At 65.8% G+C, this 22696-nt stretch carries 23 protein-coding genes, 2 tRNA genes and 1 other RNA gene; 14 read left to right on the forward strand and 12 right to left on the reverse strand.

Going from position 1 to position 22696, the window contains the following annotated elements:
• The first annotated feature begins 13 nt into the window (after positions 1 to 13).
• Together RCH15_RS06650 and RCH15_RS06655 are read left to right on the forward strand one after the other, a co-directional pair.
• Positions 14 to 931, forward strand: coding sequence for a Nif3-like dinuclear metal center hexameric protein (locus RCH15_RS06650; protein ID WP_326959281.1), 918 nt, complete (start codon positions 14 to 16; stop codon positions 929 to 931).
• A gap of 123 nt (positions 932 to 1054) precedes the next feature.
• Entirely contained in the window at positions 1055 to 1792 is a 738-nt protein-coding gene (locus tag RCH15_RS06655; RefSeq protein ID WP_326959284.1) for a zinc ribbon domain-containing protein, read from the forward strand.
• Between the two features lie 72 nt (positions 1793 to 1864).
• Here RCH15_RS06655 and RCH15_RS06660 read toward each other — a convergent pair whose 3' ends face one another.
• Positions 1865 to 2629 carry a YaaA family protein gene (locus tag RCH15_RS06660; RefSeq protein WP_326959286.1) on the reverse strand — a complete coding sequence of 255 codons (765 nt, stop codon included), beginning with the start codon at positions 2627 to 2629 and terminating at the stop codon, positions 1865 to 1867.
• 94 nt (positions 2630 to 2723) lie between these two features.
• Positions 2724 to 3617 (reverse strand): alpha/beta hydrolase, encoded by an 894-nt coding sequence (locus RCH15_RS06665; RefSeq protein ID WP_326959288.1) that lies wholly within the window; start codon positions 3615 to 3617, stop codon positions 2724 to 2726.
• 72 nt (positions 3618 to 3689) lie between these two features.
• Here RCH15_RS06665 and rnpB point away from each other — a divergent pair.
• An RNA gene (rnpB, locus tag RCH15_RS06670) (RNase P RNA component class A) lies at positions 3690 to 4083 on the forward strand.
• A gap of 194 nt (positions 4084 to 4277) precedes the next feature.
• The gene (locus RCH15_RS06675) at positions 4278 to 4409 is read left to right on the forward strand and encodes a hypothetical protein (protein ID WP_326959290.1); all 132 of its coding nucleotides are present in this window, start codon (positions 4278 to 4280) and stop codon (positions 4407 to 4409) included.
• Positions 4410 to 4488: 79 nt separating this feature from the next.
• Here the strand turns inward: RCH15_RS06675 and RCH15_RS06680 are convergent, their stop codons facing one another.
• Entirely contained in the window at positions 4489 to 4641 is a 153-nt protein-coding gene (locus RCH15_RS06680) for a hypothetical protein (protein ID WP_326959292.1), read from the reverse strand.
• Positions 4642 to 4748: 107 nt separating this feature from the next.
• On the opposite strand from RCH15_RS06680, the gene RCH15_RS06685 reads away from it, so the two are divergent.
• The gene (locus RCH15_RS06685; protein WP_326959294.1) at positions 4749 to 6362 is read left to right on the forward strand and encodes a GMC family oxidoreductase; all 1614 of its coding nucleotides are present in this window, start codon (positions 4749 to 4751) and stop codon (positions 6360 to 6362) included.
• A gap of 6 nt (positions 6363 to 6368) precedes the next feature.
• Here RCH15_RS06685 and RCH15_RS06690 read toward each other — a convergent pair whose 3' ends face one another.
• Positions 6369 to 7178 (reverse strand): glycerophosphodiester phosphodiesterase, encoded by an 810-nt coding sequence (locus tag RCH15_RS06690; RefSeq protein ID WP_326959296.1) that lies wholly within the window; start codon positions 7176 to 7178, stop codon positions 6369 to 6371.
• Positions 7179 to 7438: 260 nt separating this feature from the next.
• On the opposite strand from RCH15_RS06690, the gene RCH15_RS06695 reads away from it, so the two are divergent.
• From RCH15_RS06695 to RCH15_RS06705, 3 genes are all read left to right on the forward strand, one after another.
• A complete protein-coding gene (locus tag RCH15_RS06695) occupies positions 7439 to 8935 on the forward strand; it encodes a glyceraldehyde-3-phosphate dehydrogenase (protein ID WP_326959298.1) in 1497 nt (498 codons plus the stop codon).
• A gap of 78 nt (positions 8936 to 9013) precedes the next feature.
• Positions 9014 to 9223, forward strand: coding sequence for a hypothetical protein (locus RCH15_RS06700; protein ID WP_326959299.1), 210 nt, complete (start codon positions 9014 to 9016; stop codon positions 9221 to 9223).
• Positions 9224 to 9353: 130 nt separating this feature from the next.
• Positions 9354 to 10154 carry an HNH endonuclease family protein gene (locus RCH15_RS06705; RefSeq protein WP_326959301.1) on the forward strand — a complete coding sequence of 267 codons (801 nt, stop codon included), beginning with the start codon at positions 9354 to 9356 and terminating at the stop codon, positions 10152 to 10154.
• On the opposite strand, the gene RCH15_RS06710 is transcribed toward RCH15_RS06705, so the two are convergent.
• Positions 10151 to 11110 carry a 1-phosphofructokinase family hexose kinase gene (locus RCH15_RS06710; RefSeq protein ID WP_326959303.1) on the reverse strand — a complete coding sequence of 320 codons (960 nt, stop codon included), beginning with the start codon at positions 11108 to 11110 and terminating at the stop codon, positions 10151 to 10153. The genes RCH15_RS06705 and RCH15_RS06710 overlap by 4 nt on opposite strands.
• Before the next feature lie 274 nt (positions 11111 to 11384).
• Between RCH15_RS06710 and ppk2 the strand changes: the two genes are divergently transcribed.
• Both ppk2 and RCH15_RS06720 read left to right on the forward strand, forming a co-directional pair.
• A complete protein-coding gene (gene ppk2 / locus RCH15_RS06715; protein ID WP_326959441.1) occupies positions 11385 to 12182 on the forward strand; it encodes a polyphosphate kinase 2 in 798 nt (265 codons plus the stop codon).
• 63 nt (positions 12183 to 12245) lie between these two features.
• Positions 12246 to 12950 (forward strand): alpha/beta fold hydrolase, encoded by a 705-nt coding sequence (locus RCH15_RS06720; protein ID WP_326959305.1) that lies wholly within the window; start codon positions 12246 to 12248, stop codon positions 12948 to 12950.
• 32 nt (positions 12951 to 12982) lie between these two features.
• On the opposite strand, the gene def is transcribed toward RCH15_RS06720, so the two are convergent.
• The 4 genes from def to orn form a co-directional block, all read right to left on the reverse strand.
• Positions 12983 to 13555 carry a peptide deformylase gene (gene def, locus RCH15_RS06725; protein WP_326959307.1) on the reverse strand — a complete coding sequence of 191 codons (573 nt, stop codon included), beginning with the start codon at positions 13553 to 13555 and terminating at the stop codon, positions 12983 to 12985.
• Between the two features lie 54 nt (positions 13556 to 13609).
• Positions 13610 to 14764 (reverse strand): acyl-CoA dehydrogenase family protein, encoded by a 1155-nt coding sequence (locus tag RCH15_RS06730; RefSeq protein ID WP_326959309.1) that lies wholly within the window; start codon positions 14762 to 14764, stop codon positions 13610 to 13612.
• A gap of 106 nt (positions 14765 to 14870) precedes the next feature.
• Positions 14871 to 14943 (reverse strand) — tRNA-His (locus RCH15_RS06735).
• 146 nt (positions 14944 to 15089) lie between these two features.
• Positions 15090 to 15707, reverse strand: a complete 618-nt coding sequence (orn, locus tag RCH15_RS06740) for an oligoribonuclease (protein ID WP_442784507.1) — start codon at positions 15705 to 15707, stop codon at positions 15090 to 15092.
• A gap of 202 nt (positions 15708 to 15909) precedes the next feature.
• Between orn and mptB the strand changes: the two genes are divergently transcribed.
• Positions 15910 to 17466, forward strand: a complete 1557-nt coding sequence (gene mptB / locus RCH15_RS06745) for a polyprenol phosphomannose-dependent alpha 1,6 mannosyltransferase MptB (RefSeq protein WP_326959443.1) — start codon at positions 15910 to 15912, stop codon at positions 17464 to 17466.
• Here the strand turns inward: mptB and RCH15_RS06750 are convergent.
• Positions 17459 to 18139 carry a DNA alkylation repair protein gene (locus RCH15_RS06750; protein WP_326959313.1) on the reverse strand — a complete coding sequence of 227 codons (681 nt, stop codon included), beginning with the start codon at positions 18137 to 18139 and terminating at the stop codon, positions 17459 to 17461. The genes mptB and RCH15_RS06750 overlap by 8 nt on opposite strands.
• 45 nt (positions 18140 to 18184) lie before the next feature.
• Between RCH15_RS06750 and map the strand changes: the two genes are divergently transcribed.
• Positions 18185 to 18952 carry a type I methionyl aminopeptidase gene (gene map / locus RCH15_RS06755; protein ID WP_326959315.1) on the forward strand — a complete coding sequence of 256 codons (768 nt, stop codon included), beginning with the start codon at positions 18185 to 18187 and terminating at the stop codon, positions 18950 to 18952.
• 37 nt (positions 18953 to 18989) lie between these two features.
• On the opposite strand, the gene RCH15_RS06760 is transcribed toward map, so the two are convergent.
• Together RCH15_RS06760 and RCH15_RS06765 are read right to left on the reverse strand one after the other, a co-directional pair.
• On the reverse strand, positions 18990 to 19478 hold the full coding sequence (locus tag RCH15_RS06760) for a LapA family protein (protein ID WP_326959317.1): 489 nt from the start codon (positions 19476 to 19478) through the stop codon (positions 18990 to 18992).
• Positions 19479 to 19717: 239 nt separating this feature from the next.
• Positions 19718 to 19793, reverse strand: a tRNA-Arg gene (locus RCH15_RS06765).
• Between the two features lie 347 nt (positions 19794 to 20140).
• Between RCH15_RS06765 and RCH15_RS06770 the strand changes: the two genes are divergently transcribed.
• Together RCH15_RS06770 and ettA are read left to right on the forward strand one after the other, a co-directional pair.
• Positions 20141 to 20722 carry a single-stranded DNA-binding protein gene (locus tag RCH15_RS06770; RefSeq protein ID WP_326959319.1) on the forward strand — a complete coding sequence of 194 codons (582 nt, stop codon included), beginning with the start codon at positions 20141 to 20143 and terminating at the stop codon, positions 20720 to 20722.
• 278 nt (positions 20723 to 21000) lie between these two features.
• A complete protein-coding gene (gene ettA / locus RCH15_RS06775; RefSeq protein WP_326959321.1) occupies positions 21001 to 22683 on the forward strand; it encodes an energy-dependent translational throttle protein EttA in 1683 nt (560 codons plus the stop codon).
• Positions 22684 to 22696: the final 13 nt, after the last annotated feature.

Consider the following 22696-nt stretch of genomic DNA (forward strand, 5'->3'; position numbering starts at 1 on the left):
TAAAACTGGGGGTATGGAACCTCTAGACACCGACATTGCAGCCGGTCCCTTCGAAGGAAGCACCGCTGCCGGCCACGGATCCGGGGCTGTTGCCGGTGTACCCACACTGGCCATGGTCCTGTTGGCCGTCGGAGAACTGTGGCCGGAATCACTGGCAGAAGACTGGGACGAGGTGGGCCTCGTCGCGGGGCACCCCGGCGCCGCGGTGGACAAGATCCTCCTTGCGGTCGATCCCACGCTGGAGGTGATCGAGGAGGCGATCGCGTTCGGCGCGGGGCTGCTCATCACCCACCATCCGTTGCTGCTCAAAGGCGTCACCTCTGTCGCGGCAACCAGCGCCAAGGGCCGGGCGGTGCACCGCCTTATCGAGTCAGGGACCGCCCTGTTAACGGTTCACACAAATGGTGATTCCGCCGTCGGCGGCGTCTCGGATGTCCTGGCCGATGCCCTGGGCCTGCAGAACGTGGCCCCGCTTTCCCCGGCCGCGACCGGTTTGCCGGAAGAAGGAATCGGGCGCGTTGGGGACCTCGGGGAAGCGGTGACACTGGGTGACTTCGCCGCCCGAGTGTTCAGTATCCTGCCGGCGGTGGCCGGGGGAGTGCGGGTGTCCGGCGACCGGAACGGGCTGGTCCGCCGAGTGGCGGTCTGCGGCGGGGCGGGCGACTCCCTGTTCGGCGAGGTGCGGGCCAGCCACGCCGACGTCTACCTAACAGCCGATCTGCGGCACCATCCGGCCTCGGAAGCCCGTGAGGCGGCCGTCAACGACCGGCCCTACCTGATTGACGTCTCGCACTTCGCCAGCGAGTGGCTGTGGTTGCCCGCCGCCGCCAAGGCACTGGCCAACGTGCTGGGCGATCACGGCCACAGCGTCCAGATCCGGGTCAGCACTACCAACAGCGACCCGTGGGACTTCATTCTGACTCCGGGCTAAGCTTGGCATGCGAGGGGCCCCGGGTGAGCGTAGCGAGGCCGGGGAGCACGCTAGGCGCTAGAGTCTAGGGAGCGCCGACACGGTGCCCGGCTTGGGTCGGCAGGGATTTAGCGGAGGTAAATAGTGGCCAAGGCAGCACCGGCGGAACAGTTGAAGTTGCTCGAATTGCAGGGGCTGGATGCCAAGCTCAAATCCCTCTCCAACCGCCGCCGAAGCCTTGAAAGCGACTCCCGGATCACGGATCTTGAAGCAGCCCTCAGCGTGGCCAATGGTGAATTGGGCGCCGCGAAGGTGGCTGTCCACGACGCCGAACTGGAGTTGAAGCGGGCAGAAGCGGATGTGGAGCAGGTCGCTTCCCGCATCGGGCGCGACGAGGCGAAGCTCAACAGCGGCACGGGTCTTTCCAAGGACCTGGTGGCTCTGCAGCGGGACCTGGTGTCCTTGAACAAGCGCCGTTCTGACTTGGAGGACATTGAGCTTGAAGTCCTGGAACGGCTGGACTCACTCCGCCTGCGCCAGGCCAGCCAGCAGCAGATCGTGGACGACATCCAGGGCTCCTTCGGCTCGATCCGCGCTGAACTCGACGAGAAGCTCGCGGAGATCGCTGCCGAGGCCACCGTGGTCCGCGGCAAGCGTGCGGAATTCGCCGGCGGGGTGGATCCCGGACTGCTGGCGGTCTACGAGAAGACCCTGGCCCGGCGCGGCGTCGGCGCGGCGCGCCTTTTCCACGGAACCTCCGAGGGCTCCGGTATGCAGCTCAGCCCCGGTGACCTCGCCGAAATCAAGGCCGCGGCTGAGGATGACGTCGTCTTCTGCCCGGATTCCGGCTGCATTCTGGTCCGTTCCTCCGAGTGGGTCTGAGCCACCCTCGCCCGCCCAAAGTGACTGGCAGCTACGGCCATTGTGGGTGCCCATGACGGCGGCAACTGAGAGTTAGTTGGGCAGGATCAGGTTTAGGGTGTGCGGCTTCCGGGCCGTGCCCTCAACCAGTTCGGCAGGCCATTTTTCGGCGGCCGCCTTGTGGAGCTGGGCAGGGGTCTGCGGCGCCTTGCCCCGGCGGGTCAGCAGGTGCCGGGCGAGTTCGCCCCGGCTGTGTTTGGCGAAGTGGCTCACCACTTTCCGTACTCCGTTGACCTCGGTGAAGACATTGACGGCGACTGTCTGCGCCGGCGGCGGAGCCCAGGCGGCGATGTATGTGCTGGAACGGCAATCCACCAGCAACTCTCCGGCCGTGGCGGCTGCCAGGGCCGCACTCAGCTGCGGTTTCCAGAAGGACGCCAGCCGTCCGACGTCGGGCAGCGCGGTTCCCATCGACAGGCGGTAGGCGGGCACCCGGTCGCCGAACCGGATGGCCCCCCAAAGCGCCGAGATCACCAGCACACTGCTGTCCGCCTTTTTCCGCTGGACCGGGGTGAGGGAGTTGTAGTCCAGGGCATCAAACAGCACGCCTGAGTAGACCTGGTGGGCGGGGGCCGCCGGCTCGGCGGCGAGTCTTGTGTTGCGTTCGACGTCGGCACGCAGCGACGCGCCGACGCCCAGAAGCGCCAGGGCGTCCTCGTGGGCGCTCACCGTTCCCAGCCCTTCCAGCACCTTGGCCCGGTAGGCGTTCAAGCCCGGGAAGCTCAGCGTGGCCCAATCCACGGCGTCGCCGGCGGTGGCGGGGGTCTTGCCTTCGGAGGGCGGCAGCAGAATCAGCACCGTTCAATCCTAGCGGCGACGGCCGCGGTCCCGGCCGCGATTCAGCCGCTTCAGGAACCGCCGCCGGGCCGCGCCGCGCCGCCGGGCCGCCGCCTTAGGCAACGGTGCGGTCGAGGAAGGACAAGACGTCGGGCAGGATGGAGCGCCAATAGCTGTAGTCGTGGCCGCCGGGCTGGAAACCACCCTCGACGACGCCCGGAAGGTCTGATCTGTAAGCACGCACCGTGGCGGCGAGGCTGTCCGACGTGCCGCAATCGACCCGCAGGGGCAGCGCGGCAAGTCGTGGCCGGAGGGCGAAGACGTCGTGGGCTGCGAAATCGGCCGGGCTGTCGAAGGCGGACTCCATGCGTGAGTCGTAATCGTTCCAGACCGCCGGGCTCATGGCCGCGACGGCCCGGACTCCGGGCAGACGCCCCTGCGAGGCGAGCAACAGGGAACCGAAACCGCCCATCGAGAGGCCGAAGAGTCCGATCCGGCCAAGATCGCAGCCCTGGCCGCCGAGGAACGGGACAAATTCCTTCACCAGCATCGACTGGGTGTCGCTGCCGTCGGCACGGGGATGCCACCACGTGTTTCCGCCGTCGACGGCGGCGACCGCGAGGGGCGCACCGCCGGTGTCGAGGTGCCGCTGAAGGGCGTCGTGGGCGGCCAGGTCGTCGAACAGGACGGCATGGCTGCCGCCCAATCCGTGCAGGAACAGGGCCAGCGGCAGTTCCGCTGCGGCAGCGCCGGCAGGCATTTCGGGGGCGGCCAGGGACCAGCGGTTCAGGACCCCGGGACGGAAGGCTGACCTAAATGACCCCGAGCTCGTCCGGACCGACAGCGGAAGGGCGGGGGACGGCGTCGGGCTGGCTGTTGCGGGCTGTGGCGTCGCAGGGGACCGGCTGGCAGGCGCAGCGTCGGGTGTGCAGGCGGCCAGCGCGGACGCGGTGAGTCCGATTCCTGCCACTTCCAGCAGCCGGCGCCGGCTTAGGGCGGTCTCGTCCATGCCACGATCATAGGCCCGGCAGCGAGCCGCGTCGCAGGAGGGCCCGGGGCTGACCGTAGAATGGACACCGGATGGGTTGACCAGGCGGCCGCGCGTCACGCAAGTGGCTCGAGGAACGTCCGGGCTCCGCAGGGCAGGGTGGTGGGTAACGCCCACTCGGGGTAACCCGCAGGCCAGTGCCACAGAGAACAGACCGCCTGCAGGCGGCGCGTGCTTGCACGGGCCGCAGGGCAGGTAAGGGTGAAACGGTGGTGTAAGAGACCACCAGCTTCCCGGGTGACCGGGAAGGCTAGGTAAACCCCACCCGGAGCAAGGCCAGACAGGGCACGTTTGAGGGCTGCCCGCCCGAGTGTCCGGGTAGGCTGCTGGAGGGCGTCGGCAACGGCGTTCGTAGATGGATGGCCGCTACTTCCGCGCTGGCAACGGCGCGGGAACACAGAACCCGGCGTATCGGTCAACCCATCCACCCACATCGCACGGAATCCGCGGTATTCCGGGGCGGCTCGCCCACCGGCTTGGCCCGGCCGCGACCACCTCCGCCCGATCTCCGGACGAACTCCGCCGGGAGTCTTCTTTGCTGAGCCGGCAAATGGCCCCCGGAGCCGAGTTTTGCCAGCCGGTCCCCACGGTTCTCTCAGCTCGCTGGCTCAGAATTGTGGAATGAATATCTACCTTGTGGAGCCCCGGTCCATGGAACACAGGTGCCAGTGGTGCGGGGTGGTCACTGACAGACTCTTCTGCGAGGACTGCACCGATGAGTTGGAACGGACCGGCGGTAACCCGGAGCTGTAACCCGGAAAGCACCAGCCGCGCGGCAAGAAAAAACGGCGGCCGGCACCGAGTGGTACCAGCCGCCGCTCAGAGCGGTGAATCAGGCGTTAGTCTTCCGCTTCAGCCAGCCCCAGACACCGGTGGCCACAAACAGGACCAATCCGATGATGGCCAGCCACAGCAGGCCCTTGATGGCAAAGCCAAGGATAGAAAGAACAAGCCAGATGACAAGAAGTGCGATTATGAGTCCCATTGGACCATCCTAAGGGTGAAGCGAATGCTTGACATCATCGCGGCTTGACCAGAGACTGCAGGGAACGTTCAAGCGACAATCTGCAGTCAGCGAAGAGTTGGGGATCAATGGTGCCGGACGACGGAACATTCGACTACGTAATTGCCGGTGGCGGCAGTGGTGGCAGCGTCCTGGCGGGCCGGCTGAGTGAGGATCCCTCGGTGAGCGTTCTTTTGCTTGAGGCCGGCAGATCGGACCGCCACCCGTTTATCCACGTCCCCGCCGGTTTCCCAAAGCTCAAGGGCGGCCCATATCAGTGGGACTATGCCAGCGTTCCGCAGAAGCACAGCAACGGCCGCCGCATTCCGCTCGCCCAGGGCCGCGTGCTGGGCGGCGGGGGCTCCATCAATTCCCAGGTCTTCACCCGCGGCGTGGCCGAGGACTACGACAGCTGGGTCACCGACTATGGCTGCGAAGGCTGGTCCGCGGACGAGGTGAGCAAGTATTTCGTTCGCTCGGAGTCCAACAGCCGGCTCTCCGCCCCGCACCACGGCACCCATGGCCCGCTGGGGGTTTCGGACCTTCTCCGCCCGCACAAACTCTCGGCGGCCTTCGTGAAGGCGGGCCAGGAGTTCGGTTTGCCTTACAACAGCGACTTCAATGGCGCCGAGCAGTACGGCGTTGGCTTTTACCAGACCACCACGAAGAACGGCCGCCGGTGCAGCGCGGCCGTGGCCTACCTGAAACCGGCCCGCAAGCGGAGCAACCTCACTGTCCGTGCCAACGTGACCGTCTCCCGAGTGATCATTAAGGATGGCCGGGCCGTCGGGGTCCAGGCCATCGAGGGCGGCAGTGCACGCACCTACACGGCCAAACGCGAGGTCATTGTTTCCGCAGGCGCTTTCGGCTCGCCCAAACTGCTCCAGCTCTCCGGCATCGGTGACCCCGCGGATCTCGCCGCGGCCGGCATTGAGACGGTCCATGCCCTGCCCGGCGTCGGCAAGAATTTGCAGGACCACTGCGACATCGACATCGTCTACGAGCTCAAGGATTACCACAGCATGGACCGGCTCAACCAGGTGCGCCCGGCGACCGTCTTTGCCGGCGTCGAGTACCTGGCATTCCGGTCGGGACCGTTCGCATCGACCCTCGTGGAAGCCGGAGGGTTCAGTTACGCCAACAAGGACGAGAAGACCCCCGACCTCCAATTCCACTTCCTTCCGGCCGCTCGGGTGGGGACCGGGGGTGCGGTGCTGAAGCCAGGGTTCGGCGCGACGCTGAACTCGTATTTCCTGCGGCCCCGGAGCCGGGGGACCGTCCGTCCGGTGTCGTCCGATCCGGGTAAGGCGCCACTGATCGATCCGAACTACCTTGCCGACGACTACGACCTCGAGATGGCGATCGCCGGCGTGAAGCAGAGCCGGGAGATCATGGGGCAGTCGTCGATGGCCGACCTGACCAAAGCCGAACACATCGGTGACGGTGCCCGGGTGGAAAGCCGTGACGAATACGTGAAGTTTGTCCGCTCCTACGGGCGCACCTCGTACCACCCCGTGGGCACCTGTTCCATGGGAACCACCGATGCTTCTGTGGTTTCACCGCGGCTGAACGTTTACGGACTGGAGGGATTACGTGTGGTTGACTCCTCGATCATGCCGCGCCTGATCAGTGCCAATACCCAGGCCCCGACCATCATGATCGCGGAAAAGGCCGTGGACATGATTCTTCAGGATGCCCGCTAGGCGGGGCTAGTCGGCCAACTGCTGCGCCAGCTCCCATGGGGTGTCGGTGAAGACACCGTCCGCGCCCGCGGCCCGGAGCCGCACCGCAGTCGCCGAATCGTTGACGGTGTAGGGCCACACTGTCAGGCCTGAGTCCTTGAGCTTGCGGAGGTAGCCGTCACTGATGTCCTTCTGCGGGCCGACAAAGCCGATTCCGCTGGCTGTGATCGACGCCGGGACAGGTTCGTCCCCGGCGGGCAGGAGATACAGCACTTGCAGCCCGGCGCGGGCCAACGCCTGGGCCGTGGAAAAGCTGAACGTCTGCACAATGACCTTCTCCTGAACGCCGCGCCTCAGGATGGACGCCGCGAAGGCTGCCACGTCGATGGCCGGGTCCTTGAGCTCGGGAACCAGGATGTTCTTTCCGCCGTACGAATCCAGCATCGCCTCCCATGTCGTGGGAGTGCCCTCCGCACCGCCCAGAGGATGACGGATGCGGGCCGCTTTCCAGCGGTCCAGGGTAATGCCGGCCGGCGCGCCCGTCAGACCCGACATGGTCCTGTCGGCCGTTTCATCGTGCAGCGGAACCAGCGTCCCGTCCTGGAGCTGCCGCAAATCCGTTTCCATCGGGAACGCCGTCTTGCTCACTGCCTCGAAGGCCTCCGCGGAGGATTCCGGGTACACCAGCGCTCCGCCGCGGTGCGCCACCAGGGTGAACGGCGCTGCCGCCGTCGTGGTGGCAGCCGACGTCGGCGCTGACGCCGGTGCCTTCTGCGGTGAAGCGGCACAGCCGGAACACAGCAGTACGCCCACCAGGAGAGCCGCAATTCTGAACATCGCCCCAGCGTAGCTGCCCGCGGCGCCGTGTGAGTGACTTCACGCATGACCGGTCGCCGGTGCGGGCGCGGCCGCCGGTAGAATGATCTGTGAACGTAGACGTTCTCCCGCCGGGTCTGCGTTCGCAGCCGGCGGCTTTTCTTTGCTCGACACAGGCGCACGGGGTGGACCGAATCCCCGGAGCCGAGGTTCCGGACACCCTCCGGCAGCCGACTTCCGCATACGACGCCGTATGGGGTGGATTCTAGGAAGGTATTTCTGTGAGCCAGACGTCAGATTCTTGTCTCGATACGTGGATGGGCCGGGAGGCGCTCGCCGAGGCCATGATCCCGGTGATCGGCCGGCTGTACCGCGAGAACAACGTGGTCACTTCCATCCACGGCCGCAGCCTCATCAACAAGTCCACCATGAACATCCTCAAGGCGCACCGCTTCGCCCGCCGGATGAGCAAGGAAGAACTGCGTCTCGAAGAGACCGCCCCGCTGCTGGACGCCCTCACCCAGCTTGATCTTGGCGCCGCAGCCATCGATATCGCCCGCCTGACGGAGAAGTACCGCGCCGAAGGCAACGGAGCCACTCTCGACGCGTTCCTGCGCGAAGAGCTTGCCGAGGTTGTTGGCAAGCGCGGCGGCGACGACCGCACCAGCACCGACGTCGTCCTCTACGGGTTCGGCCGCATCGGCCGGCTGCTGGCCCGTCTCCTGGTCGAAAAGGCCGGCGGCGGGCACGGCCTGCGGCTGCGCGCCATTGTGGTGCGCCGCGGCTCGGACAACGACCTCGCCAAGCGTGCCAGCCTGCTGCGCCGCGACTCGGTGCACGGCTCCTTCGAAGGCACCATCAAGGTGGATCTCGAAAACGACACCATCACCGCCAACGGCGTCCAGATCCAGGTCATCTACTCGGACAACCCCGCAACCGTTGACTACACCGCCTACGGTATCCACGACGCCCTCATCGTGGACAACACGGGACGCTGGCGCGACGCTGACGGGCTCTCCCAGCACCTGCAAAGCAAGGGCGCGTCCCGTGTGCTGCTCACGGCTCCGGGCAAGGGCGAACTGAAGAACATCGTGCACGGCATCAACCACGCCGCGATCACTGACTCGGACAAAATCGTCTCCGCGGCGTCCTGCACTACCAACGCCATCACGCCCGTGCTGAAGGCCATCAATGACCGCTACGGCGTCATTCACGGCCACGTCGAGACGGTCCACTCCTTCACCAACGACCAGAACCTGATCGACAACTTTCACAAGGGTGACCGCCGCGGACGGTCCGCCGCGCTGAACATGGTCATCACCGAAACCGGCGCAGCCCAGGCAGTCGCCAAGGCCCTGCCGGAGCTGCTCGGCAAACTGACCGGAAGCTCCATCCGCGTTCCCACTCCCGACGTGTCATTGGCCATTCTGAACCTGAGCCTGGAAAACGGCACCACCAAGGATGAAGTCAACGAGTACCTGCGCGAGATGTCGCTGCACTCCTCCCTGCGGAAGCAGGTGGACTACATCGATTCACCCGAGGTGGTCTCCACCGACTTCGTCGGCTCCCGCCGCGCAGGCATCGTTGATGGCCTTGCGACGATCTCCAACGAGAAAAACCTCGTCCTTTACGTCTGGTACGACAACGAGTTCGGCTACAGCTGCCAGGTGGTCCGCGTCATGGAGGAAATGGCCGGCGTGAACCCGCCGTCATTCCCCGCCAAGGACGCCGCTGCAACTCTGGAGGCCGCCGGCCTGCCCGTCGAGGTCCCGGCCTGAGCGCACGCGCCTGAACCCGGTGCTCCTTTCCCGGCCAGTCCTCTGGAATCGGCCGGGAAAGGGCACCACAATGGTGCAATGGAACAAAACTCGTCAGTAGAGCACGAAACCACTCTGGAACATGCCCTGGACATCGCGCGGCGGAACGCCAAGGAAGCCAAGCGGCTCCTCGATGACGCCCGCGCCAAGCACACCGCGGGTGAGGTCGATGAGGCGCGCGTCCGGCAGCTCGAATCCCTTCTGGCCCTCGCCAGCGAAGATCTCGTGCGCGTGACGAGAGAGAACTGACCCGCCACCTGTCCTCCACACTGTGGAGAACGACGGCAACCCCGGAAGCCCGGCCTAGGCTTCGGTAGGTGGAACGAATTCTGCCCGGCCGGTGCCCATCCGGACGCCGCCCGGGTGTCCGGGGATTCCGGTGACGCTCACCTGGACCGAGTTCCGGCGGGCTCGACGGCGGTCCCGCCAGGCGTGGGCATTGCTTGCCACTGCGGCCCTCACCCTTGTTGGAGCGCTCGCCTGGTTCTTCACGGTGGGCCAGTTCGCCGTCGTCGAGCCCTCGGACGGCCCCCGCGAGGCGCCGGTGCTGGCCACCGGCTGGATGCACGCCGTCGTCCCCGTGCGGCCCGTTCCGGTTGGGCCCGCTGAGGCGGTGCTGGACACGCTGGCGGTGCAGGGCCGGGCGGCCCTGGACAATTACGACCGCAGCGCCTTCGGCCAGGCCTGGCTGGATGCCGACCGGAACGGCTGCGACACCCGCAATGACATCCTCCGCCGCGACCTTGCGGGCGCCCAATTCACCAAGGAGTCCCGCTGCCAGGTGGCCTCCGGGGCTTTCCGGGAACCATACACGGGCCGCGAAACCATCTTCCGCAGGGGAGCCGCCAGCAGCAAAGACGTCCAGATCGATCATGTGGTGGCCCTGGGGGACGCGTGGCAGAAGGGTGCCCAGCGCTTAACCGCTGAACAACGCGAGCATCTGGCCAACGATCCGCTGAACCTTCTCGCCGTCGACGGTCCGGCCAACCAGGATAAGAGCGCGTCCGACGCCGCCACCTGGCTGCCGCCGAACAAGGCCTTCCGCTGCCACTACGTCGCCCGGCAGATCTCGGTGAAGGCCGCCTACTTGTTGTGGGTCACGCCCGCGGAAAAGGATGCCATGAAGCGGATCCTGGACTCCTGCCCCGGACAGCAAACGGTGGTTGCGGTGCCCGGCTAAGCCCGGGCGTTCAGCTCCGCTTCCAGCCGTTCGACGTCCGCGCGGTGGCAGAGTTCGGTGGCGGATGTCGTCACCGTGGCGCTTCCCGCGGCGACGGCCGCCCGGAGCGCCTGCGCCAGGCTCCGGCCCTGGGCCAGCCTAAGAACAAACGCCGCCAGGAAACTGTCGCCGGCCCCGACAGTGCTGGTGACCTTCACCTGCGGCACGGCAAGCCGCAGAATCCCGGAAGAGGAGGCGAGTACGGCGCCCTCGCCACCCAGGGTCAGGGCGACGTGTTCCGCAGAACCGTCCGCAACCAACGCCGCGGCCGCCTCCACCTGGCTTTCATCGCTCGCCAGGGTGGTGCCGAAGTGCAGGCCCAGCTCCCGGTTGCTCGGCTTCACCAGGAACACCCCCTCGGTGAGGGCCTCGTCCAACGCGGGGCCGGAGGCGTCCACGATGCAGCGTGCACCGGAAAGCCGGGCCAACCGCGCTACCCGGGCGTAAAAATCATCCGGGACGCCCGGCGGGAGGCTTCCGCTGGCCACGACGTACCCGCCTTCCGGAATGGAATCCGCCACGAGGGCCAGGCACAACCGCCACTCGGGCTCGCTCAGTTCCGGGCCCCGGAGCACAAAGCGGAACTGCTTACCGGTGTCCGTCTCATCGACGGTGAAGTCCTGGCGGGTGCTTCCCTGGATCGGCACAGCGAGGGTGGGCACGCGTTCGGCTTCAATCAGCCGGCGGTACGCCTCCCCGGTGGGCCCGCCGGCGGTGTAGATGGCCAGAGTCCGGCCGCCGAGGCGCTGCACCACCCGGGACACGTTCACGCCGCCGCCACCCGGGTCGAGGCGGCTGGCGCCGCAGCGCAGCTTATGGCCACTGGTGACCTGCTCCGTGGCCGTGCTGATATCCAGTGCGGGATTCACGGTGAGCGTGAGGATGGGCTGCATTGCCGTCGGTCTGGGAGCTTCCATGGCCCAAGCATAGGAGCACGGCGCTGCCGGGTTTCCCGTGTGACGCCCTCTTGTGGGCAATCATCCGCTCCGCGAGAATGGGCGCGGCAGCATAAGCGGCAGCGGAGGCGGCAGGACAGCCGCCGCAATGAGTGGAACGGGCACCATGGCAAACGGCAAGGGCAGCGCGGGCAAGGATGGCGCCAGTACAGGTAGCGCAGGCAAAGGTGGCTCCGGCAAAGGTGGCTCCGGCAAAAAGAGCGCCGGCAAGGGCGGCCCGAAACGGCCGAAGCGGATGAACCTTGGCCTCTACGAGGCCGAATTGTTCCGGCTACAGGCCGAGCTCGTGGCGCTGCAGGAATGGGTCCGCAGCACAGGGGCCCGTGTCCTGGTGATCTTTGAGGGCCGGGACGCCGCCGGCAAAGGGAGCGCAATCAAACGCGTCACCGAATACCTGAACCCCCGCGCCGCCCGGATCGTCGCATTGCCGGCCCCGACCGACCGGCAGCGCGGCGAGTGGTATTTCCAGCGCTACGTGGAACAACTTCCGGCCGCGGGAGAAATTGTGCTCATGGACCGCTCCTGGTACAACCGTGCCGGCGTCGAACACGTCATGGGTTTTTGCACACCTGCCGAACACAAGCGCTTCATGGCCCAGTGCCCGGTCTTTGAACGCCTGCTGGTGCAGGACGGCATCCTGATGTTCAAATACTGGTTTTCCATCAGCCACGCGGAACAGGAACGGCGGTTCAAGTCCCGGCTCGATGATCCGATGCGGCAATGGAAACTCTCGCCGATGGACCGTGAAGCGATCCTCCGGTGGGAAGACTTCTCCCGGGCCAAAGACGACATGTTCATGCAGACCGACACCGCAGAATCGCCCTGGTATGTGGTGGAGGCCGAGGACAAACGCCGGGCGCGGATCAACATGATTGCCCATCTGCTCTCCAGCATCGACTACACCGAAGTGCGGAGAGAGCCGGTGACCCTGCCGGAACGTCCCAAGGCAATCAACTACACCCGCCCGCCCCGCGATCTCTTCCGCTACGTTCCGGACCACGCTGCCATGGTGAAAAAGTCCGGCAAGGCTTAGCCCACAGGGCGGAAATTCGCCGGCCCGGTGCCGCCGGCCGTTCCTGGCAGGTAGGGTACCGGCATGGACATCATCCTGGTACCCGGATTCTGGTTGGACGCCTCGTCGTGGGAGGAGGTGACCCCGGTGCTGGTTGCGGCCGGACATGCGGTGCACCCCCTCACGATGCCCGGGCTGGAATCGGTCAGCGCGTCCCGGGCCGGCATCGGACTGCGGACACACATCGACGCACTCGTCGCGACCATCGACACCTTCTCTCACCCGGTGGTGCTGGTGGGCCACTCGGGCGGCGGCGCCATCATTCACGGCGCCGTGGACGCCCGGCCCGACCGCGTGGCCAGAGCTATCTACGTTGACAGCGGCCCGCTTGGCGACGGCGGGGTCATCAACGATGACCTGCCGGACGACGGCGACGACGTGCCGCTTCCGCCGTGGGAACTGTTCGAGGATGCAGACCTCACCGACCTCGACGACGGGCTGCGGGCCATGTTCCGGGCCCGGGCCGTCCCGCAGCCCAAAGGCGTGGCCCAGGACCAGCAGCGGCTCTCCAACGAGCGCCGCTTTGAGGTCCCTGCCACTGTCATCGCCTGCGAGTTCCCCTCGTCGATGTTTATCGAGATGATCGCCGCGGGCCATCCGTACGTTGCCGAACTTGGCAGGATCCGCGACGCGGAGTTTGTGGATCTTCCTACCGGACACTGGCCGCAGTTCACCAAGCCGGCGGAACTGGGGCAGGCCATCCTGGCGGCCGTCGACCGGAATCGGTGAGCCGCGGGCCCTGGAAGCTGTGGGCCAGGGCGCTAGTGCCCGAAGGGGTCCGGGTCCACGCCCGGCATCCAGGTCAGCCCGGGGACGCCCCACCCGCTCTTCTTGGCCTGCTTCATGGCCCTGCGGGCGTAGCGTTCGATCAGCCGGTTGACGTAGAGCTTGCCGTTGAGGTGGTCGTATTCGTGCTGGATCACGCGGGCGAACCACTCGCTCGCCTCGAAATCCACGGGATTTCCGTCGCCGTCGAACCCCTGCACCCGCGCCCAGTCCGCGCGTTTGAGCGGGTATTGCCCGCCGGGGAAGGACAGGCAGCCTTCCTCTTCCTCGTCCGGATCCGGCAGCGCTCCGGAGATTTTGGAGAGCGTCAGCACCGGGTTGACGACGACGCCGGACGGCGGCGCGCCGTCGTCGTTGTCATATTTGTAGATGAAGAGCCGTTTGCCGACCCCGACCTGGGGGGCGGCGAGGCCGACGCCGTTGGCGGCGTCGTTGGTCTCGAACATGTCGGCGATGAGCGTCCGGAGTTCGTCGTCGAAGACTTCAACCTCAGCGGCCCGGCGGTGAAGAACGGGCTCGCCCCAGATCGTGATGGGCAGAACGGTCATGTCAGGAAAATCCCTCTGGTGCTGTGGGTGCTGTGGGTGCTGGTGGACGAACAGTCAGCCGGCGATGGTGCGGCCGACGACGTCGCGCATGATTTCGTTGGTGCCGCCGAAAATAGTCAGCAGTCTGGCCGCCAGGAACGCCTGCGCCACCGGGTATTCCAGGATGTAGCCGTAGCCGCCGTGCAGCTGCAGACACCGGTCGGTGACCGATTTGGCCCGCTCGGACGCCCACAATTTCGCGCGGGCCGCGGCGGCGGCGTCGAGCTCTCCGGCGTTGAACGCCTGGATTGCCCGGTCCACGTACGTTTCGGTGACTTCCACCTCGGTGAGGATGTTGGCCAGTTCGAAGCGGCTGTTCTGGAAATCGATGATCCGTTCGCCGAAGGCGTTCCGGTCTTTCGTGTAGCGGACGGTGGCCTCGTAGATGGCGCGGACGACGGCGGAACTCGCCACGGCGATCGCGAGCCGGCCCTGCGGGAGTTGTTCAGCGCAGTACTGCAGACCCTTGCCCTCCTCGCCGACGAGGTCGGCATGCGGGACCCGGACGTTGTCGAAGAACAGCTCCGCGGTGTCCGAGGCCTTCAAGCCCATCTTGTCCAGCTGCTTGCCCGTGGTGTAGCCCTCACCCTTGCGGACCATGAACAAGGAGAACGAGTTGGCGTTGCCGCGGCCGGTGCCGCCGTCGGTGCGGGCAAGGACCAGGGACGCGTCGCCGGAGATGCCGTTGCCGATGAACGTCTTTTGTCCGCTGATCAGCCAGTCGTCGCCGTCGCGCACGGCTTTGGTGCGGACGCCGCGCAGGTCCGACCCGGCGCCCGGCTCGGTCCACGCCACCGATGTGACGGTCTCACCGGTCACCATGCCGGGAAGCCAGCGGCTCTTGAGGTCATCGGAGCCGTAGGCCAGCAGGTGGGGGAGGACCATGTCGTCGTGGAGGTGGAACGCCAGCCCGACGGCGAGGTGGTTGCTGCGGGCGAACTCCTCGTCCAGGACGGCGCGGAAGCGGTAGTCATCCATGCCCATACCGCCGAATTCCTCCGGCACGGCAAGGCCCAGCAGGCCCTGCTCGCCGGCTGCCGTCCACAGGCCGCGGGACATCATGTGGTCCTTGTCCCACTGGGCGTAATGCGGTGCCACGGCGCGGGTGTTGAATTCTGCGGCCATTTCACGGAACATCTCGTGGTCTTCTTCAAAGAGCGTGCGCTTCATTGCGGTTCCTTCCGGTCACGGTTCCATGGACAGACAACAAAGGCCGCACCGGATATCCGGTACGGCCTTCGTCTAAGGTCGGACAATCACTGCCGTCCTTCATGAGGGTGAGCGACGGGGGTTGAACCCGCGACCTCCTGGACCACAACCAGGCGCTCTGCCAACTGAGCTACGCCCACCATGTGCCCCGACAAGCCTTCCGGCGAACCGGCTGGCTGAAAAGGCAACGACAAATAGCTTACCTGCTGATCGGGGCTGCTTTTGCCACTTTCCGGAGTTTTAACAAAATTTCCCCGAAAAGGTGGCGCAGATTACGTCCGCAGGCCTAGGTTGCCGGTGTCCCGGCAGGGGCGTTGACGGAATCCGCGGCAGGGTCCCCGGCGGTTCCCATGACTTTTTTGGCAATCCGCTGCGCCGTGGCGCTGTCCGGACCCGGTGCAGGAACGAAAACGGCTTCGCGGTAGTAGCGCAGCTCGTCGATGGAATCCTGGATATCGCCCAGGGCCCGGTGGCCGCCCAGCTTTGCGGGGGACTGGAAGTAGGCGCGGGCGTACCAGCGGCGGGAGAGTTCCTTGATGGTGCTGACGTCAATTACCCGGTAGTGCAGGTGCTCCACCAGTTCGGGCATGTCACGGACCAGGAACACCCGGTCCGTCCCCACCGAGTTGCCGCCCAGCGGGGCTTTCTTGGGGTCCGGTACCCACTTCGTGATGTAGTCCAGGACGACGGCCTGGGCCTCGGCCATGGTCTTGCCGCCGGGAAGCTCGGCCAGCAGCCCGGAGCGGGTGTGCATGTCGCGGACAAAGTCGTTCATCTGCGCCAGGGCTGCGTCGTCGGGCTTGATGACGACGTCGACGCCGTCGCCGAGGATATTAAGCTCCGAGTCCGTCACCAGCGCGGCCACCTCTATGAGGGCGTCGTGCGTGGTGTCCAAGCCGGTCATTTCACAGTCGATCCAGACGATGCGTTCATTAGATATAGGCACGCGCCCAGCCTACCGTTCCGACGTCCCCGCGCGGTCCGGTGCTAGGATTTCGGGTACGCGGGCGGACAACATTTTTTCGCCGTCGCGGCATGCCCCGGGCCGGGTCGCACGGCCGGCAGAGGGTGGAAAAATGCCCCACAACAGATTGGACGATCCTGAGATGACGGCGCCTGTGCCCGCAGCGGGGAAGACGGCTGCCGGCACGCTCCCGTCGGCTGCCGTTGCCGAGGTGGATAACGCCCGGTCGCCCCTGCTGGCAGGATTCGTTGGTTCCCTCTTCATGGCGATCGGTTCGCTGGGGGTCGGCTGGCTTGCGCCCGCGTCCGAGCTCCGCCGCGTTCCGCTGTTTATCTGGATGCGGACGGAAGCCGTCGGCGTCGGATTGTGCATTGTGTTGCTCGCCGTGGGCGGGATGCTCCTTGTCCGCGCCTGGCTCAGGCTCGGACAGCGCGTGCGGGTCTGGGGTGCTGAGGCCCGCAAGGCAACACTGCAGGCCGTGGTCCTGTGGGGGCTGCCCCTGATGTTTTCCGTTCCGCTGTTCAGCCGTGATGTGTACGCCTACATCGGGCAAGGCCGGCTGATGGTGGAAGGATTCAATCCGTACGAGAACGGGATTTCCGCGCTCTCGAACTATTTCCAGCTCGGTGCCGACAAGATGTGGACCGAGGCGCCGGTTCCGTACGGCCAGCTCTTCCTCTGGATTGAGCAGTTCGTCGTCTGGTCCACCAACGTGCACCCCGAAGCGAGCATTATGCTCTTCCGGCTGGCCGCGCTGGTGGGGATCGTGTTGTGCATCATCTACGTGCCCAAGCTCGCGGAGCTCCACGGCGTCAACCCGCACCGCGCCTTGTGGCTGACGGCCGCGAACCCGCTCTTCCTCACCAACTTCATCGCGAGTGTCCATAACGACGCCCTCATGATTGGCCTGGCACTGGCAGGGTTGTACTACTGCGCCACCCGGCGCGTCATTCGTGGCCTGGTCCTGGTAACCCTGTCGATCTCCGTCAAGCCCATCACCATCGTCTTTCTGCCCTTCATCGGCCTGTTGTGGGCCGGAAAGGGAGCCAGCTGGCCGCGGAAGTTCGTCTTCTGGGGACTGACCGCCGGCTTCAGCCTGGCGATGTTGTACGCCATGAGCTTGGTCAACGGCTTCGGCTTCGGCTGGATCAACGGGCTCTCCGCACCGGGAAGCATCTGGATCTGGTACGCGCCCGTCGGGCTGCTGGGCCTGGTTGTCGCCTCGATCTTCAACGCTTTCGGGCTGGACGGGTGGGGTCTGGCCAAGTGGGTGTACGACGCCGGCAAGCTGCTGGCGCTGGGCATCATCGGCTGGCAGATCTTCCGCGGCGACTACGACCGGCTGATACGCCGGCTCACGCTGGCGTTCGCTGCCGTTGTGGTGCTCGCCCCCATGATTCAGTCCTGGTACGTCGTCTGGCTCATTCCGCTCTTCGCCGTCACCGGCATCCGGGACGACTGGCAGGTCAAGGCTCTCTACTTCATCGTGTCGTTCTTCATGGTCTACGCGATCTCCGACCAGCTGGAAGTCTTCCCCTACCTGCAGACCGCGGATCTCGGCCTGGCACTTGCCCTGGCCCGCAACGCCGCAGCGATTATTGCTTTGCTCTTCGCCCTCTACCTGATCTTCCTCGATCCCAAAACCAAGATGCTCTTCAGCAAGTCCGAGGAGCCGATCACCACCCGCCCGGTCATTTGAGCCTCCGCAAGGCCTCCCGGCGTGAAAGCGGGCTCAGCGTGTCCGCGTGCCGTGCTGCGAAATCCTTGACCCAGGCAGGATTGGTCGCGGCGTAATCACGCAGCGCCCAGCCGATCGCCTTCCGGATGAAGAACTCGCGGTCTGCGAGGTTGGGTTCGATAACGGCCGCGAGCAACGTCGGATCGGTCGCCGTTTTGGCTCCCAGCTGGGCCGTGATGGCGGCCCGCCGGATCCACAAGTCGCGGTCCGTGCTCCACCGGAGCAGTACGGCGGACATGTCCTCCCGGTGGGCGTGCAGCAAGTTGCACAGCCGGTGCGAGACTCCGTCCACGAGATCCCACCAGGCGCCGCTGCGAATGATTTCTTCATACAGCGGGAGCATGCCCATCTCACCCGCGGCGAGCTTCAGCCCCGTCAAGTCGATGGCGGCGTAGCGTTCTTCCCGCCAGCGGGCGTCCCGCCACAACTCCAACACGGCGGACTCCAAGTCCTCGAGAGATCCCGGCGGCCGTTCTTTGACGGCGGTCTTCACCATTCGCCGGACCTCCGGAACCTGCACCCCCAGGCACGGCAGTGCGGACTTCAGATAAGCCTGTGCTCCTGCCGCCCGGGCGGGGTCGGCGGCGGCCTGCAGCAGGGATCGTATGGCGCCGACGAGTTCCAGGGGGGACATGAGGCCACTCTAGCCATGCTCCGGCGGGCCCTTAGAGTTGAAAGCATGTCGATGATTAAGAGCCAAGCCGAAATTGTCCTGATGCGCGAGGCAGGCCGGGTGGTGGCCAATACGCTTGAACGCGTTAAGGAGGCTGCCGCCGTCGGGGTTTCCCTCAAAGAACTTGACGAGCTGGCCGCTGCGACGATTGCCGGTGCCGGAGCGACGCCGGCTTTTTTGAACTACCGGCCCAGGTGGGCGTCGGTGCCGTTTCCCGGGGTTATCTGCACGTCGGTGAACGACGCCGTGGTGCATGGAATCCCCAATGATTACCAGCTCCGGGACGGTGACCTGCTGAGCGTGGACTGTGGCGCGTTCCTTGACGGCTGGTGCGGCGACGCAGCCGTCAGCTTCATTGTCGGCACGGCCGACTCAGACGACCAGGCCCTGATCGACGCGACCGATGCCGCCTTGGCCCGCGGCATCGAGGCGGCCCGGATCGGCAACAAGATGGGGGACCTGGGTTACGCCATCGGTGGGGCAGCACGCCGCGCAGGTTACGGACTGCTGGCCGACCACGGAGGTCACGGCATCGGAAAGACGATGCACGCCGAACCGCATGTTCCCAATGACGGCCGGCCCGGCCGCGGCATCAAGCTGACCGAGGGCCTGGTCATCGCGATCGAGCCGATGCTCATCCTGGGCGGCACGGACGAGTACATCCACGACGGCGATGAATGGACGCTGCGCTCATCCAACGGCCGCCGCGCCGCCCACAGCGAACACACCGTGGCCATCACGAAGGACGGCCCGCTGATCCTGACGCTGCCATGAGGACCGGCCCGGCGGCGGGCAAGGTTCCGGCGCCTGTTTACCGGGCGGAGCGCAGGCGGTGTGCGGTGACCCGCAACTGAATAATGCGGGCTGCTCCTGCAATGGCAACGAGCACGCCGCCGCCTACCGCCGCGATGAACAGTGCGATACCGAGCGGCACGGAGCCCTCGAGACCAAAGAACTTCACTTGCACGTATTCCTGGTTCTGCAGAATGAAAGCAATGAGCAGAATCAGGACCACCAGTGCACAGGCGACCGCGGCCCAGACCATGCCGGCGCGGGTGACCCGGCGCGGTTCTGGGGCCGGCGATGTGGACTGTCCTGCCGGGGGAGTCTCCACGGGAGGCGCCTGCGTTGCATTGTCGGGGGCACCGGTCACAAGATCGGTCCCGCCGACGGGGACTCCTGTCCCGGTCGGGTAGCCCGGCTCGGTGTACACGGAAGGGGCGGCGGCCTGGTCCGGGTACTGGGCGCGGGAGGCGTCGTTGGGATCCTGGGGATCGAATCCGCGGGGTGTTTGGGTCATGGCGGCCATACCTTTCGGTTGCGGGCAGGGCGCACAGGCGTTCCCTGGCGTGCTGCCTGTGAATCAATACTAAGGGTGCTGATGGCCCGCCGGGGGCCGCGACGCAAAATATCGTCGGGGGCCTGAGGGAGCGGCGTTTGTTCTTACGAAGCTGCTCCATTGACCGGCGCTTCCGCTTACACCCGGCCCAATGCAGCGGCTCTGGCCTGCGGAAATTCCGACACGCCAGAGCCGCATCTTGGTGCCCCAGGAGGGAATCGAACCCCCGACCGGCGGATTAGAAGGCCGCTGCTCTATCCCCTGAGCTACTGGGGCACGTCGGCGATCCTGCCTGGCCGTTGCCGGAGGACGCCTCCAAGAGTTTACCGTGCCGGGCGCGGCCCGGTTGTCAGGAACACTCGCGGGTGCGGGTATTTGCCTGTTGGACGAGTCCACGCCGATTCGCCGCAGGTGGCCGCTGCGGGGCCCCTGATCAGCGGTCAGGTGAACTGGCGCGCGGCGTCGGCGTCGCATTCCTGCTGAATTGCTGCCACTACGTGTCTTCTTCGTGGGCCAGGCCGCCGCGTTTTCCACATGGCCGACCCGGACCCTCGCGCTGGGCACGGGCCGGCGCGAAGCTGAAGGAGCCTGCTAAGGCACACAATTCGAGACAGGACATGAGAATGAGCGACAACATCACTGTCCGTGGCTTCGTCGTCACGGAGATCACGAGTTCGACAACGCCGGGTGGGGTGGCGACCGCGTCATTCCGTATCGGCTCGACCACCCGCCGTTACGACCGGGCTGCGAACGCCTGGGTGGATGTGAACACCAACTGGTTCACTGTTCAGGGCTACCGGCAGCTGGCAGGAAACCTGGGCTGCAGCATCAAGAAGGGCCAGCGGGTCATCGTCGTGGGGAAGCTCAAAATGCGGAGCTGGGAGAATGCCGGGCGGATTTATCACCGGGCAGAGATCGACGCTGAGGCCGTCGGCCACGACCTCATGTTCGGGTCGGCAAACTACATCCGGACCGCCACCCATGGTCCGCAATCAGCTGCAGGACCGTCGCCTTTCGTTACTGAGGGCGCCGACCTGGAGCGGACAGAGCATGACCAGGACCACCACGGTGACGAGTACGACCAGCATCAGGAAGGTAATCAAGAAGACGGCCCCGCCGCCCCGTCCGTCTTCGTCGACGAAGTCACGGGGGAGGAATCGGAGCTGGATGAGCAAACCGGCGAGCTGAAAGGAGCTGCCGCCTGAGGGTCCCCGGCAGTCGCAGGGGGGATGGGTGCGGTCAACAACCCGGCGCTTCGACTTGGAGCGGACGAGGGGGGCTTGCCGCCGGGTTGATTCTTGCGCGGTCCCCGCCAGATACTCCCGTTCCGAGACTGCCGGGGGCAAGGTGGAACCCGGCCCGGGACTTTCCCGCGGCCCGCCGGTGCTTTCGGGGCGTCCCCCGGGACTCTCCCGCGGCCCGCCGGTACTTTCGGGGCGGCCGGAATGTGAGTTATCCCGGCGGAACCACTAGATTTGTAGGTATGGCGGAATTTATCTACACAATGACCAAGGCCCGCAAGGCCGTTGGCGAAAAACTTATCCTCGACGATGTGAGCATGTCCTTCTTCCCGGGGGCCAAGATTGGCGTTGTCGGTCCGAATGGTGCCGGTAAGTCCACCATTCTCAAGATCATGGCTGGGCTGGATACGCCCTCCAACGGCGAGGCCCGGCTGAGCCCGGGGTACACGGTGGGAATCCTGTTGCAGGAGCCGCCGCTGAACGAGGACAAAACCGTCCTGGGCAATGTCCAGGAAGGCGTCGGAGAGATCATTGGCAAGATTCAGCGCTTCAACGACATCTCCGAAGAGATGGCTAGCCCTGACGCCGACTACGATGTCCTCCTGGAGGAAATGGGCCAACTGCAGGAAGCGATCGACGCCGCCGATGCCTGGGACCTCGATTCCCAGCTGGAGCAGGCCATGGACGCGCTCCGCTGCCCGCCGCCGGAAGCCGACGTCACCCTGCTCTCCGGTGGTGAGCGCCGCCGTGTTGCTCTCTGCAAGCTTTTGCTTCAAAAGCCGGACCTGCTGCTCCTCGATGAGCCCACCAACCACCTCGACGCCGAGAGCGTGCTCTGGCTCGAACAGCACCTCTCCAGCTACCCCGGCGCCGTCCTTGCCGTCACCCACGACCGGTACTTCCTGGACCATGTGGCTGAGTGGATCGCCGAAGTGGACCGCGGCCACCTCTACCCGTACGAGGGCAACTACTCCACGTACCTCGAAAAGAAGCGCGCCCGCCTCGAAGTCCAAGGCAAGAAGGACGCGAAGCAGGCCAAGCGCCTCACCGAGGAACTCGAATGGGTCCGCTCCAACGCCAAGGGCCGCCAGACCAAGTCCAAGGCCCGCCTCGCGCGGTACGAGGAAATGGCCGCCGAGGCGGACCGCACCCGCAAGCTGGACTTCGAAGAGATCCAGATTCCGCCGGGACCGCGCCTGGGCGGGTTGGTCCTGGAAGCCAAAAACCTGCAGAAGGGCTTCGAGGACCGCACCCTGATTGACGGGCTTTCCTTCACCCTCCCGCGCAATGGCATCGTCGGTGTCATCGGCCCCAACGGTGTTGGCAAGACCACCCTGTTCAAGACCATCGTGGGGCTTGAGCCCCTCGACGGCGGCGAACTGAAAATCGGTGACTCCGTGAAGATTTCCTATGCGGACCAGAGCCGCGGCGGCATCGACCCGAACAAGACCCTGTGGGAAGTTGTCTCCGACGGTCTCGACTACATCCAGGTCGGCCAGGTCGAGATGCCGTCCCGCGCCTACGTGGCCGCCTTCGGGTTTAAGGGCCCGGACCAGCAGAAGAAGGCCGGAGTGCTCTCCGGTGGTGAGCGCAACCGCCTGAACCTGGCGCTGACCCTCAAACAGGGCGGCAACCTGCTGCTCCTGGATGAGCCCACAAACGACCTCGACGTCGAGACGCTCAGCAGCCTCGAAAATGCCCTGCTCGAATTCCCGGGCTGTGCTGTCGTGGTCTCGCACGACCGGTGGTTCCTGGACCGGGTGGCGACTCACATCCTCGCCTACGAAGGTGACGAGGAGAACCCCTCCAAGTGGTACTGGTTCGAGGGCAACTTCGAATCCTACGAGGAGAACAAGATGGAGCGCCTCGGCCCGGATGCAGCCAAGCCGCACCGGGTGACCCACCGCCGCCTCACCCGCGACTAATCCCGCAGCCCGC

The organism is Arthrobacter sp. MP_M4 (genome assembly GCF_035984855.1).
GTDB lineage: Bacteria > Actinomycetota > Actinomycetes > Actinomycetales > Micrococcaceae > Arthrobacter.